The following is a 12,886-nucleotide window of genomic DNA, read 5'->3' as shown; positions in this document are numbered from 1 at the left end:
CACGAATTTTCAGCGCGTGATCACAAACTGAAAATTTTCGCGGATTTAGCGCCAACATGCTGCAACTGCGGCGTTCTGAAGCGTGACTTGCCTGTAAAAACCGCTATTCAAACACGTCATAAAGCCAAGAGAGCGCGCCCGCCGGTCCTGTCGGACGGGCAAGCCAGCGACGAAGGGAACCGAGATGGCTGATGTGAAGCGGGTCGAGCGGCCCCTTTCCCCGCACTTGCAGATTTATCGCCCGCAATTGACCTCTGTCACCTCGATCCTGACGCGGATCACCGGCAATGGGCTGATCGTGGGGACGGTGCTGGCGGTGTGGTGGCTGCTGGCGGCGGCGACCTCGCCCGAATACTTCGCGATTGCGGATGCGGTGGCGACGAGCTGGTTCGGCGATCTGGTCTTTACCCTGTCGGCCTGGGCGCTGTGGTATCACTACCTGGCTGGCATCCGGCATCTGATCTATGACGCGGGCAAGGGGCTGGACATTCCCACGGCGGAAAAGCTGGGCTGGGCCTGCATCATCGGGTCGGTCGTGTTGACCGTCCTTACCGTCATCATCGTGTAAGGGGGGCGGGGGATGCGTTACCTGACCGACCGCAAGCGCGCCATGGGCAAGGGCGCGGGGCATAGCGGGACCGAACATCACTGGTACATGCAGGTGAGCGCGGTGGCGTTGGCCTTCCTGCTGCCGGTGTGGGTCTATATCTTCGGCAGCGCCCTGGGGCAGGGGCATGAGGCGGTGCTGGCGACCTTTGCGCGGCCCTTCCCGGCCATCGTGACGGGGCTGGTGCTGTTCGTGTCGATGCGCCATTTCGCCAAGGGCGCGCAGATGATGATCGAGGATTACGCGCGGGGGCATACCAAGAAGGCCCTCGTGATCGCGGCGATTTCGCTTTCCTACGTGGTGATGGCGACGGGGTTCTATGCCCTTGTCCGCATCGCGCTTTGAGATTTGGGGCTGAGATGACGGCTTATCCGTATGAAGTGCATGACTATGACGTGGTCGTGGTTGGGGCCGGTGGGGCCGGCCTGCGCGCGACGCTGGGCATGGCGGAGCAGGGGCTGCGCACGGCCTGCGTGACGAAGGTGTTTCCGACGCGGTCGCATACGGTGGCGGCGCAGGGGGGGATTGCGGCCTCGCTTGGCAATATGGGGCCGGATTCGTGGCAGTGGCACATGTATGACACCGTGAAGGGGTCGGACTGGCTGGGCGACACGGATGCGATGGAGTATCTGGCGCGCGAGGCGCCTAAGGCGGTGTATGAGCTGGAACATTACGGGGTGCCGTTTTCCCGCACGGAAGAGGGGAAGATCTACCAGCGTCCCTTTGGCGGCCATACGACGGAGTTCGGCGAGGGCCCGCCGGTGCAGCGCACCTGCGCCGCCGCCGACCGGACGGGGCATGCGATCCTGCACACGCTTTATGGGCAGAGCCTGAAGAACAATGCGGAGTTCTTCATCGAGTATTTCGCGCTGGACCTGATCATCACGGATGGGGCCTGCACGGGGGTTGTGGCGTGGAAGCTGGATGACGGGACGATCCATGTTTTCAACGCGAAGATGGTGGTGCTGGCGACGGGCGGCTATGGGCGCGCCTATTTCAGCGCGACCTCTGCCCATACCTGCACCGGGGATGGCGGCGGGATGGTGGCGCGGGCCGGGTTGCCATTGCAGGACATGGAATTCGTGCAGTTCCATCCGACGGGGATTTACGGGTCGGGCTGCCTGATCACCGAAGGCGCGCGGGGCGAGGGCGGCTATCTGACCAACGCCAATGGCGAGCGGTTCATGGAGCGCTATGCGCCGCATTACAAGGATCTGGCGCCGCGCGACTATGTCAGCCGCTGCATGACGCTGGAGATCCGCGAAGGGCGGGGGGTTGGTGCCAATGGCGACCATATCCATCTGCACCTGAACCACCTGCCGAAGGAAACGCTGGAACTGCGCCTGCCGGGGATTTCGGAATCCGCGCGCATCTTTGCGGGTGTGGACCTGACGAAGGAGCCGATCCCGGTTCTGCCGACGGTGCATTACAACATGGGCGGCATCCCGACGAACTATTGGGGCGAGGTGCTGAATCCCTCGGCCGAGGATCAGGACCGCATCTTCCCCGGCCTGATGGCGGTGGGCGAGGCGGGCTGTGCGAGCGTGCATGGGGCGAACCGGCTGGGGTCGAATTCGCTGATCGACCTTGTGGTCTTCGGGCGCGCTGCGGCGATCCGGGCGGGGCAGATCGTGGACCCGAAGACGCCCGTGCCGCCGGTGAACCGCGCCGAGGTGGACAAGGCCCTGACGCGCTTTGACGCGATGCGCCATGCGAAGGGCGCGACGCCCACGGCGGCGCTGCGGCTGGAGATGCAGAAGACCATGCAGTCGGATGCTGCGGTCTTCCGCGCCGAGGCGACGCTGGCGGAAGGCGAGCGGAAGATGACCGCGATTGCCGGGAAGATGGGCGATCTGAAGGTCACGGACCGGTCGCTGGTCTGGAACAGCGACCTGATGGAGACGCTGGAACTGGCCAACCTGATGCCCAATGCGCTGGCCACGATCTATGGCGCGCATGCGCGGACCGAAAGCCGTGGTGCCCATGCGCATGAGGATTATCCGAACCGGGATGATGCGAATTGGCGCAAGCACTCGCTGGCCTGGGTGGATGGGGACAAGGTGACGCTGGGCTATCGCGGCGTGCATGTGGACCCGCTGACGACGGAAGCCGAGGGCGGCATCAGCCTGAAGAAGATCGCCCCGGCGGAGCGGAAGTTCTGATGGGGCATGGGCGGTCATCGGCGGGGATGCGCCGCCCCGGTCGCGCCATGGCGCGGCGGGGCTGCGGTGCGGGCCGTGGGCGTGGCAGGATGCGGGAAATCCCTGCAACCGGAGGCCCGACCATGCGCCCGACCCTGATGCTTGCCCTTCTTCCCCTGACACTGGCCGCCTGTTCACCGCAGGACATGGCCGACAAGGTGGCGCGGCGGACGGCGGAGACGGTGGTGCGGCCCATCGTGGATGACCGGCTGGCCGGACCGCAGGCGGGGGCCGCCACGGCGTGCGTGGTGCAGAATGCCAGCGCGGCGGAGATACAGGCGCTGGTGCGGGATGTGGGGGTCTATGCCGGAACCTCGACCGAGGCCACGGTCTGGGCCATCGTGGCGCGGCCCGAGACGCAGTCCTGCCTTGCCGCCAATGGCGTGGCGCTGGGGGGATGATGCGGGCGCTGTGGCTTCTTCCCCTGCTGCTGCTGACGGCCTGCGGGCCGATCCCGGTGGACCGGGCCGAGCGGCAATGCCTTGACCGCGCGCAGCTTGCGGCGAAGCCGCGGGGGATGGTGAGTGCGGGCGTCACCTCCAGCGGCGACACGCGGGCCGGGCTGCGGCTGGAAGTGTCTTCGGATTATCTGCTGGGTCGTGATCCCTCGGCGGTCTTCGATGCCTGCGTCTATCAGAAATCAGGCGTGCCGCCGACGCGGCCGCTTTATTCGTTCCCGGAATGGAGGGGATAAGTCATGGTCCAGTTCACCCTGCCCAAGAACAGCAAGGTCCGCACCGGCAAGACATGGCCGAAGCCTGAGGGCAAGAATGTGCGGAAGTTCCAGATCTATCGCTGGAACCCGGATGACGGGGAGAATCCGCGGGTCGATACCTATTTCGTGGATATGGATAGCTGCGGGCCGATGGTTCTGGACGCGCTGATCAAGATCAAGAACGAGATCGACCCGACGCTGACCTTCCGCCGGTCCTGCCGGGAAGGGATTTGCGGGTCCTGCGCGATGAATATCGACGGGATCAACACGCTGGCCTGCATCTATGGGCTGGATGAGGTGAAGGGGGATGTGAAGATCTATCCCCTGCCGCATATGCCGGTGATCAAGGACCTGATCCCCGACCTGACGCATTTCTATGCCCAGCATGCGAGCATCATGCCCTGGCTGGAGACGAAGACGAACCGCCCGGCCAAGGAATGGCGGCAGTCGATCGAGGATCGCAAGAAGCTGGATGGGCTGTATGAATGCGTGATGTGCGCGTCTTGCAGCACCTCCTGTCCGTCCTATTGGTGGAACAGCGACAAGTATCTGGGCCCGGCGGCGCTGCTGCATGCCTATCGCTGGATCATCGACTCGCGCGATGAGGCGACGCCGGAGCGGCTGGATCAGTTGGAGGATCCGTTCAAGCTTTATCGCTGCCACACGATCATGAACTGCGCCAAGACCTGCCCCAAGGGGCTGAACCCGGCCAAGGCGATTGCGGAGATCAAGAAGATGATGGTGGAGCGGGTGGTGTGACCACCGACTTCACCGAGGCGGCAAAGGCCCCTTGGGAATGTGTTGAAGAGAGAGCGCCCTGCGGTTCTGCTGCGGGGCGTTTTCCTTATGGTGGGCGCGGTCTGCTGCAAGTCGCGCCCGTCTATGGGTGGGCTGAGGCATAACGCCTGTCGGGGCGATCCTTGACGATGTCTTCGTAGAGGATTGCCATCCTGTCGATATACCAAAGCTTGCCGCCGATGATGAGAACCATGCCCATGATCGTGGGCCAGACCTGCAAGGCGGTAAGGCCCCAGACGACGAATGGCAGGCCAAGCAGCGCAACCGCGTTCAGGATATGGGGGAGTGTTCGGTGCCTTTCCGGCACCGGGTCTGTTGCGCGCAGCGACCAGAATCTTTCGCCGAAGACCCCTTTCGTGATCCATGCGCTGTCGTCTCGTGCGGGGCCGAAGGCGCGCGGGTTTATCCATATCCAGACGAGTGCGAGGGAGATGGGTGCGAGGCTCCACCATCCGAGCCATGTCCTGCTCCATATCGCGAGAACAAGCAGTGGCAGACAGGTGGTGAATCTGGTCCAGCCGCTCCATGGATTGGCGTGGCGTGCCCAGCCCTCAGCGTCCAAACCGAAGGCGCTTGCGATGCGGGACTCCGTGGTCATCGGTCAGGTTCTCATCGCTGAAACTCTTGAGGCAGATTGCTGCGCGCCGGGGGCAAGACCCGGCGTAGCCTTCAGCGCCCCACGCCTTCGTAGATGTCGAAGCCGGCTGCCAGCGCGTCCTTGCGGCTGTAGATGTTGCGCAGGTCGGCCATGCGGGGAGTGTTCATCTTGCGGGCGAGCTTTTCGAGGTCGAGCGCGCGGAATTCGTTCCATTCGGTCAGGATCACCACCACATCGGCGCCCTGCGCGGCCTGATAGGCACTGTCCACCCAGCGGACATGGGGCAGCAGTGCCTCGCCTTCGCGCTTGCCTTCGGGATCGGTGACGCGGACCTTGGCGCCCATGCCCACCAGCGCCGGAACGATGGTCAGCGACGGGGCGTCGCGCATGTCATCGGTGTTGGGCTTGAAGGTGACGCCGAGGATGGCGACCGTCTTGCCGTTCACCTGGCCATCCAGCAGGTCGATGATCTTGTCGAGCATGCGCTGCTTGACCTGATCATTGACCTTGATGACGGTTTCCACGATCTGCATGGGCACCGCATGTTCCTGCCCGATGCGGGCGAGCGCCTTGGTGTCCTTGGGAAAGCAGGAGCCGCCATAGCCGGGGCCGGCATGCAGGAACTTGTTGCCGATGCGGCCATCGAGGCCGATGCCCTTGGCCACCGATTTCACATCCGCGCCGACGCGTTCGCAGAGGGCGGCGATTTCGTTGATGAAGGTGATCTTGGTCGCGAGGAAGGCGTTGGCGGCGTATTTGATCATCTCGGCCGATTCGAGGCCGGTGAAGACGATGGGGAATTCGCGCAGGAAGAGGGGGCGGTAGATGTCGGACATCACCTTTTGCGCGCGGTCATTCTCCACCCCCACGACGACGCGGTCGGGGCGCATGAAATCGTCGATGGCGGCGCCTTCGCGCAGGAATTCGGGGTTGGAGGCGATGTCGAAATCGGCGGTCGGGTTGGCGGCGCGGACGGCTTCGGCGACCTTGCGGTTGGTGCCGACGGGGACGGTGGATTTGGTCACGACCACGGTGTAGCCGGTCATGGCGCGGCCGATCTCTTCTGCCGCGGCCATGACGTAGCGCAGGTCGGCATGGCCGTCGCCGCGCCGCGTGGGGGTGCCGACGGCGATGAAGACGGCATCCGCGCCATCCACGGCCTGCGCGAGGTCGAGCGAGAAGGACAGGCGGCCTGCGGCCACGTTCTTGGCCATCAGGTCCTGAAGGCCGGGTTCGAAGATCGGCACTTCGCCGGCGAGGAGGCGGTCGATCTTGGCCGGGTCCTTGTCCACGCAGATGACGTCATGGCCGAAATCGGAGAAACACACACCGGATACGAGCCCGACATATCCCGTCCCGATCATCGCAATCTTCATCTGCCCGCCACCTTGTTCACGCTGGCCCCGTGCCAGCCGCCCCTTCCGGGCCACCTGTGTAGGACAGGGCGATTCGCGCTGTCAAATGCCGCAGCGCGGCACATTGGGGCAGAGCGCGCAGTGGCGGGCGGATCAGGCCTGGCGCAGCCAGATGGCGGTGGCGTTGGCGCTGGAGATTTCGGCGGCGTTCCAGCCCCAGAGGGCGGGGGCGGGGCTGGACCAGGCGACCGAGCGGCGCAGCACCTTGCGCGCGGTGGTTGCCGGGGCGGTGCCGCCGTTCAGGTCGGGCGTGGCGGTGGGCGCCCAGGTGGAGAGGGTGGCGGTGGCTGAGTGGCGCAGGCCGAGCCAGACGGTGCGCCCCTGCCGGAGGGCGAGGCTGACGGTGGCGGACTTGGCTCCGACCGTGCCGAGGTCGAGATCGTCGGTTTCGAGGATCAGCGTTTCGGGGCGGCCCTGGGCATCGGCGGCATAGATGGCGATGCGGGCGAGGGCGCCGGCGACGGCGGCGGTGCAGTTCACGAGCAGGCGGTCGAGCGTCAGATCGGCGCGGGGCAGGAAGGGGAAGATGTCGAAGCGTCCGGCGGAGCCTGCCACCGTGCTGGTCGTGGTGCCGCCTGCGCCGGTGGTGGAGAGGATCAACTCGCCGCTGGGTGGGGTGAGGACGGGGATATGGCCCTGCCCGTCAAGGCGCAGCGTCTGGCCGGCGAGGCGGGCGGAAAGCTGGCCATCCGCATGCCAGAGCGCGCCATCGGGCAGGGCTGCGGGCGGTGTGCCCTGATCTTGCAGGACCATTGGGCGGGCGATTGTGGCGCGGCCGGTGGCGGGATCGGCGGTGAGGACGGGTTGGAAGGCGGTGCCATCGGCGCTGACCTTGAGGGAGAAGGCATCCTCGCCGACAAGGCCGATTTCGGCCCGGCCCGACCAGCCGGTCTGGAACAGGAAGCTGGCCGTGTCGCCGGGGGTGGCCTTGTTCAGCTTGACCTGATGGCCCTGGCCCGCATGGGTGAAGAGGCTGGCGGGCGATGCGACGGCAAGGCGGTTGGTGGCATCCGGCGCGGTGGCGATGCCGAGGCGGGGCTGCATCTCGGGCGCGGTGAAGGCGGGCTGCCAGGTCGTGCCGTCATGGCAGAGCGCCAGGTCTTCGGCCAGAACCCGCGCCTGCCAGCCGGCGCGCGGGTCGAGAAAGACCCAGACCCCGTCCCAGAAGGCGGCGACCTTGCCCGACTGCCCGGCCCAGGCGCCGGTTGCGCCGGGGGCGACGATATGGCGGTCGCCTTCGCCGGGCAGGGCGGGTGCGGCGCTGCGGTCACGGTCCAGCACTGCGAGATGCAAGAGGATGTCGAGCAGGCGGAGCGCCTCGTTATGGGTGACGTGTTTCTGCGCCTGGGCGGGCAGGATCAGGGGCAGAGACAGGAGCGGGGTCGCATCGGACATCGGTTTTCCTTTCGGCAGGGCGATCTGCCGGGAGGATGGGTGGCGATGGTGAACGGTTTCCGAAGACGGCGCGCGGGGGCTACCGCTCTTCTGCGGCTGCGGATAGCATCCGGCGCGGGGCGATTGAGAAGGGAGCGTATCCTTGGCGGAACATGTGCTGGTGACGGGAGGGGCGGGCTATATCGGGTCGCATGCCTGCAAGGCGTTGAAGCGGGCGGGCTATGTGCCGGTGGCCTTTGACAACCTTTCGACGGGCTGGGAGGCGGCGGTGAAGTTCGGGCCGCTGGCCAAGGGCGATCTGATGGATCGCGCCAGCATCGACGCCGCGCTGGCGGAGTGGAAGCCGGTGGCGGTGATGCACTTCGCGGCGCTGTCTCTGGTGGGCGAGTCGATGTCGGACCCCGGTCGATACTGGCGGGTGAATGTGGGGGGGGCGCTGAACCTGATCGAGGCCTGCGTGGCGGCGGGGGTGGGGCAGTTCGTCTTTTCCTCTACCTGCGCGACCTATGGCGATCAGGATGGGGTCGTGCTGAACGAGGACACGCCGCAGCGCCCGATCAATGCCTATGGGGCGTCGAAACTGGCCATCGAGCAGATGCTGGGGAATTTCGGGGCGAGCCACGGGCTGCAATCGGTGATCTTCCGCTATTTCAACGTGGCCGGGGCCGATCCCGAAGGCGAGGTGGGCGAGCGGCATGAGCCGGAGACGCATCTTATTCCGCTGATGCTGGATGCGATCGAGGGGAAGCGGGCGGCGCTGACGCTGCATGGCACGGATTACGCGACGCGGGACGGGACCTGTTTGCGGGATTACGTGCATGTGAGCGATCTGGCGGAGGCCCATGTGCGCGGCCTGCGCTGGTTGCAGGGCGGCAAGGGGGGACGGGTCTTCTGCCTTGGCACGGGGACGGGCTATTCGGTGCGCGAGGTGATCGACCATGCCCGCGTGGTGACGAACCGCGCGGTGCCGGTGGTGGAAGGACCGCGCCGCGCGGGGGATGCGGCGGCGCTGGTCTGCGGATCGGCGCGGGCGCGCGAGGAGCTGGGCTGGGAGCCGGAGCGGGGGCTGGAGGCGATGATCCGCGATGCCTGGCGCTGGTCGCAGGGGCCGGGGTTCTGAGCCTCGGTCCGATCCCGTCAATAGGGCTGTGGATGGGCGCGGTGGGCGGTGTCGATCTCGGCCAGCACATCGTCTGAGAGGGTGAGGTTCGCTGCGCCGAGGGCGATGCGGAGCTGGTCGAGCGTGGTCGCGCCGAAGATCGGGATGCAGGGGAAGGGGCGCTGGCGGCAGAAGGCGATGGCCATCTGTGACGGGTCGAGCCCGTGGCGCGCGGCGATGCCCAGATAGGCGGCGACGGCGGGAAAGACCTGCGGGGTGACGCGGCCCCCAAGCGCCGGGTTCACGCTGCGGCGCGAGCCGTCGGGGATGACATCGCCCGCGTATTTTCCCGTGAGCAGCCCCGTGGCGAGGGGCGAGAAGGCGAGGAGGGGGAGGTTTTCGGCGACCGAAAGCTCTGCCCAGTCGCTGTCGAACTGGCGGCAGAGGAGGGAGTATTCGTTCTGCACCGTGGCCATGCGGGGGAGGTTGTGCATCTCGGCCAGATGCAGCCAGCGGGCGGTGCCCCAGACGGATTCGTTGGACAGGGCGATGTGGCGGATCTTGCCCGCGCGGATCAGATCGGCGGCGGTGTGGAGGATGTCGAGCATGTGGGCCGTCACCTCGGCCTTGTCGAGCGGGCGGGGGTCGTAGTCCCAGATCTGGCGGAAATGGTAGCTGCCGCGATTGGGCCAGTGCAGTTGATAGAGGTCGATCACGTCGGTCTGGAGGCGTTTGAGGGAGGCATCGACCGCGGCGCGCATCGTGGCCCCGGTGATGGGGGCGCCGTCGCGGACGGCATTCTGCCCTTCGCCGGTGACCTTGGTGGCGATCACCACCCGGTCGCGGCCCTTGCGGGAGGCGAGCCAGGTGCCGATGATTTCCTCGGTCCGGCCGACGGTTTCGGCGCTGATCGGGTTCACGGGATACATTTCCGCCGTGTCCCAGAAGGTGCAGCCGTGATCGAGGGCCAGGTCCATCTGGGCATGGCCTTCGGCTTCGCTGTTCTGGGTGCCCCAGGTCATGGTGCCGAGGCAGAGTTCGGAGACCGTCAGGTCGGTTTCGCCGAGGCGGATCTGTTTCATGGTGAGGCATCCTTTCCGTTGCCGCCAAGCCTAGCGGCGGGTGGGGCGGGGGCAAGGGGGGTGCGGCTGCGGATTGAGAACGAATGGTGAACATGATAGGATCATGGGCATGAGTCTGTCGATCCTGTCCGATCATGGGCCGCGCGCGCGCGGGATGGTGCCGATGCCCGGCGGGGCGGCGGCGGGCATCGGGCTGGCGCGCGGGCGGGTGCATGAGTTTCGCGGCCCGTCGCGCGTGGCGCTGGCGGTGCAGGTGATGGCGGAGTGCAGGGGGCCGGTGCTGTGGATCACCCCCGGCTGGCAGGCGGAGCGGATCTATCCCGACGGTGTGGCGACCTTTGCCGACCCGTCACGGCTGATCTGTGCACGGGCGCGGCGGGTGGAGGATATCCTCTGGGCGATGGAAGAGGGGCTGCGGTCGGGCGCGGTGCCTCTGGTGGTGGCGGAGATGCCTGCCGCGCCCGGGCTGACCCCGGTGCGGCGGCTGCAACTGGCCGCCGAGGCGGGGGCGGAGGCGGCGCATCACGCAGGGCGCGGGATCGTGCCTCTGGGCGTGATGCTGACGGGGGGCGAGGAGGGCGCGGCGGGGGTGGAAAGCCGCTGGAGGATGGCGCCCCTGCCGTCGGAGTCGTCGCTGCTGGAGGAACGGGGGGCGATGTGGCGGCTGGAGCGGGAGCGCGCGCGGGGCGCGGGGCCTGCGGCCTGGGTGCTGCGCCGCGAGGGGGGGCGGGCGGTGATGGAGGGGGCGGCGGGGAGACCCCCGCCCTACGGGTGTTCTTCGGGGCGCGGGGCCTGCGGCCCGGGTGCTGCGCCGCGAGGGGGGGCGGGCGGTGATGGAGGGGGCGGCGGGGTGAACCCCGCCCTACGGGTGTTCTTCGGGGCGCGGGGCCTGCGGCCCGGGTGCTGCGCCGCGAGGGGGGGCGGGCGGTGATGGAGGGGGTGGCGGGGTGAACCCCGCCCTACGGGTATCCTTCGGGGCGCGGGGCCTGCGGCCTGGGTGCTGCGCCGCGAGGGGGGGCGTGGCGGTGATGGAGGGGGTGGCGGGGTGAACCCCGCCCTACGGGTGTTCTTCGGGGCAGGCGTGGTGCGGGGGGCTGCGTCGGAGGTGAGTATTTGGGCCAAGATGAAGGGGCAGTGCGGTCTTTGTCCCCTCACGCGGCGCGGGATCAGCGCAGGCGGCGGAAGGTCGGGATGGGGCCGGAATTGTCGAAGAAGGGGGTGCCTTCGTCGGGATGGCCTGCCGCGAAGGCCGTGATCTCGGCCAGCACGACCTCGGTGATGAAGGGCAGGTCAAGGGCGCGCGCCTCGCCCGTGCCGATCCAGTGCAGATGCGAGAGTTCGTCCGAGGCGGCGGAGAAATCCTCGGGGTCGCCGGCGATGCGGTCGGCCTCGATCAGGAAGAAGCGCGCATCGAAGCGGCGGGAGCGGCCGGGCGGCGTGATGGCGCGGAAGATGAAGCGCAGCGCGGGGGTATCCTCGCCTTCCGGGGCGGGGATGAGGGTGAGACCCGTCTCCTCTTGCAATTCGCGCAGCGCGGCGGCGGCGAGGGCGGCGGGCGAGGGCGCGGGGGTGGGCAGGTGCTGGCCCAGTCGCGCGATGCAGGGCTGGGCAAGCAGGCCGGGGGCGAGGGGGCGGTGATCGGCCGGGTCCACGCCGCCGCCCGGAAAGACGTATTTCGACGGCATGAAGGCCGCGCCCGCGCCGCGCTGGCCCATCAGGACCTGCGGTCCGTCGGGCGTGCGGCGCAAGAGGACCGTGGTCGCGGCGGGGCGGATCGGCTCTGCCACTGCCGCTTTGGTCACTGCCTGCCCCCGAATCCGTGCATCCGTTTCGCCCATTGCACCGCCACCAGTGCCCCCTTCAGACGTGGCAGAAGGTAGAGCGAGAGCGCCACCGTGCCTACCGAAAAGATCGAGGCGAGGATCAGCGGATCGGGCCGCCAGGTGGTGAAGGCCCAGAGGATGATGGGGGCCATCAGATGGCCTACGATCAGGATCGTCAGATAGGCCGGGCCGTCATCGGCGCGCTGGTGATGCAAGGCCTCGCCGCAGACCGGGCAGCTTTCGCGGACCTTGAGATAGCCGCGCAGCATCGGACCGGCGCCGCAGCAGGGGCAGCGCCGCCGCCAGCCGCGCAGCATGGCCTGGCCGAGCGGGCGGTCTTCGAGAAGGTCTTCGCGCAGGTCATCCTGCGGGAACTGTCCGTCGGGCATGAGGTCACCAAGGGGCCGGGAGAGGGCCGAAGGCGCCTTGCTAGCGCAGCGACCCCCGTCCGGGGGAGGGGACAGATCGCCACAGCGGCGGAGGCCTGCGGATTTTTGCGCGCGGCGGCGACGGAACCGGCCTCGCTGGGCGTTTGATGGTCAGAAGGGCGGCAGAGGCGCCTGCCCGCGACAAGGAGAGACCCGAGATGACACAGCAACGCAACGCCCTTGTGGTTCTGGCCCTGGCCGCCGTGACCGGGGCAAGCCTGTCGACCGCCGCGATGGCGGACCGGATGGGCGAGGGACCGATGGGCATGGGGCCGGGCATGGGCTTTGGCGCGATGGATTTCGCGGCGATGGATGCGGACAAGGATGGCAAGGTCACGCAGGCCGAGATCGACGCCTTCCGCGCGGCGGAGGTGACGGCGGCGGATGCCGACAAGGATGGCAAGCTGTCGGCGGCGGAACTGTCGGCGATGCATCTGAAGCGGATGCAGGTCCGGGCGGACGAGATGGCGGCGCGGATGGTGGAGCGGCATGATGCCGATGGCGATGGCGCGCTGACGGCGGCGGAACTGGCCACGCGCCCCGCGCCGGACCGGATGTTCGGGATGGCCGATGCCGATGGCGACGGCGCCTTGACCGAGGCGGAGATCGAGGCTGCGCGCGCCGAGATGGCCGAGATGCGCGAGGGGCGCGGGCATGGCGGCAAGGGCGGCCATCGCTGGTTCTTCGGCGACTGATCCAAGCGGCACGCGCCCCCGCTGCGGGGC

At 67.7% G+C, this 12,886-nt stretch carries 15 protein-coding genes; 9 read left to right on the top strand and 6 right to left on the bottom strand.

Features of this window, described 5'->3' with window-relative positions; genetic code table 11:
- Positions 1 to 184 precede the first annotated feature (184 nt).
- The 6 genes from sdhC to C0V75_RS18245 all read left to right on the top strand — a co-directional run bounded on the left by sdhC (position 185) and on the right by C0V75_RS18245 (position 4,282).
- A complete protein-coding gene (sdhC, locus tag C0V75_RS18270; RefSeq protein WP_101922395.1) occupies positions 185 to 568 on the top strand; it encodes a succinate dehydrogenase, cytochrome b556 subunit in 384 nt (127 codons plus the stop codon).
- A 12-nt stretch (positions 569 to 580) separates the two neighbouring features.
- Positions 581 to 952, top strand: coding sequence for a succinate dehydrogenase, hydrophobic membrane anchor protein (gene sdhD, locus C0V75_RS18265; protein ID WP_101922394.1), 372 nt, complete (start codon positions 581 to 583; stop codon positions 950 to 952).
- A 14-nt stretch (positions 953 to 966) separates the two neighbouring features.
- Complete coding sequence (gene sdhA, locus C0V75_RS18260; protein WP_101922393.1) at positions 967 to 2,769, top strand: succinate dehydrogenase flavoprotein subunit; 1,803 nt, start codon at positions 967 to 969, stop codon at positions 2,767 to 2,769.
- A 122-nt stretch (positions 2,770 to 2,891) separates the two neighbouring features.
- The gene (locus C0V75_RS18255) at positions 2,892 to 3,209 is read left to right on the top strand and encodes a hypothetical protein (protein ID WP_101922392.1); all 318 of its coding nucleotides are present in this window, start codon (positions 2,892 to 2,894) and stop codon (positions 3,207 to 3,209) included.
- Complete coding sequence (locus tag C0V75_RS18250) at positions 3,206 to 3,502, top strand: hypothetical protein (protein ID WP_371410706.1); 297 nt, start codon at positions 3,206 to 3,208, stop codon at positions 3,500 to 3,502. The genes C0V75_RS18255 and C0V75_RS18250 overlap by 4 nt, the downstream gene beginning before the upstream one ends.
- A 3-nt stretch (positions 3,503 to 3,505) precedes the next feature.
- Positions 3,506 to 4,282 (top strand): succinate dehydrogenase iron-sulfur subunit, encoded by a 777-nt coding sequence (locus C0V75_RS18245; protein ID WP_101922391.1) that lies wholly within the window; start codon positions 3,506 to 3,508, stop codon positions 4,280 to 4,282.
- A 121-nt stretch (positions 4,283 to 4,403) separates the two neighbouring features.
- Here C0V75_RS18245 and C0V75_RS18240 read toward each other — a convergent pair whose 3' ends face one another.
- The 3 genes from C0V75_RS18240 to C0V75_RS24155 all read right to left on the bottom strand — a co-directional run bounded on the left by C0V75_RS18240 (position 4,404) and on the right by C0V75_RS24155 (position 7,729).
- On the bottom strand, positions 4,404 to 4,919 hold the full coding sequence (locus C0V75_RS18240; protein ID WP_101922390.1) for a DUF6653 family protein: 516 nt from the start codon (positions 4,917 to 4,919) through the stop codon (positions 4,404 to 4,406).
- A gap of 71 nt (positions 4,920 to 4,990) precedes the next feature.
- Entirely contained in the window at positions 4,991 to 6,295 is a 1,305-nt protein-coding gene (locus C0V75_RS18235; RefSeq protein ID WP_101922389.1) for a UDP-glucose/GDP-mannose dehydrogenase family protein, read from the bottom strand.
- Positions 6,296 to 6,427: 132 nt separating this feature from the next.
- A complete protein-coding gene (locus C0V75_RS24155; protein WP_143710450.1) occupies positions 6,428 to 7,729 on the bottom strand; it encodes a DUF2793 domain-containing protein in 1,302 nt (433 codons plus the stop codon).
- Between the two features lie 142 nt (positions 7,730 to 7,871).
- Here C0V75_RS24155 and galE point away from each other — a divergent pair, with 142 nt between their 5' ends.
- Positions 7,872 to 8,849, top strand: a complete 978-nt coding sequence (gene galE / locus C0V75_RS18225) for a UDP-glucose 4-epimerase GalE (protein ID WP_101922388.1) — start codon at positions 7,872 to 7,874, stop codon at positions 8,847 to 8,849.
- Between the two features lie 17 nt (positions 8,850 to 8,866).
- Here galE and C0V75_RS18220 read toward each other — a convergent pair whose 3' ends face one another.
- Positions 8,867 to 9,910, bottom strand: coding sequence for an aldo/keto reductase (locus C0V75_RS18220; RefSeq protein WP_101922387.1), 1,044 nt, complete (start codon positions 9,908 to 9,910; stop codon positions 8,867 to 8,869).
- A 109-nt stretch (positions 9,911 to 10,019) separates the two neighbouring features.
- Between C0V75_RS18220 and C0V75_RS18215 the strand changes: the two genes are divergently transcribed.
- Positions 10,020 to 10,841: an ImuA family protein gene (locus C0V75_RS18215; protein ID WP_254216520.1), complete on the top strand. Its 822-nt coding sequence runs from the start codon at positions 10,020 to 10,022 to the stop codon at positions 10,839 to 10,841.
- Positions 10,842 to 11,076: 235 nt separating this feature from the next.
- Here the strand turns inward: C0V75_RS18215 and C0V75_RS18210 are convergent, their stop codons facing one another.
- Entirely contained in the window at positions 11,077 to 11,712 is a 636-nt protein-coding gene (locus tag C0V75_RS18210; protein WP_371410705.1) for an NUDIX domain-containing protein, read from the bottom strand.
- On the bottom strand, positions 11,709 to 12,122 hold the full coding sequence (locus C0V75_RS18205; protein ID WP_101922385.1) for a DUF983 domain-containing protein: 414 nt from the start codon (positions 12,120 to 12,122) through the stop codon (positions 11,709 to 11,711). The genes C0V75_RS18210 and C0V75_RS18205 overlap by 4 nt, the downstream gene beginning before the upstream one ends.
- 197 nt (positions 12,123 to 12,319) lie before the next feature.
- Between C0V75_RS18205 and C0V75_RS18200 the strand changes: the two genes are divergently transcribed.
- Positions 12,320 to 12,856, top strand: a complete 537-nt coding sequence (locus tag C0V75_RS18200) for an EF-hand domain-containing protein (protein ID WP_254216519.1) — start codon at positions 12,320 to 12,322, stop codon at positions 12,854 to 12,856.
- Positions 12,857 to 12,886: the final 30 nt, after the last annotated feature.

This window comes from Tabrizicola sp. TH137, from assembly GCF_002855575.1.
Classification (GTDB): domain Bacteria; phylum Pseudomonadota; class Alphaproteobacteria; order Rhodobacterales; family Rhodobacteraceae; genus Paragemmobacter.
The sequence above is the reverse complement of the archived record's forward strand: the minus strand, read 5'-3'. Positions and strand labels throughout refer to the sequence as shown.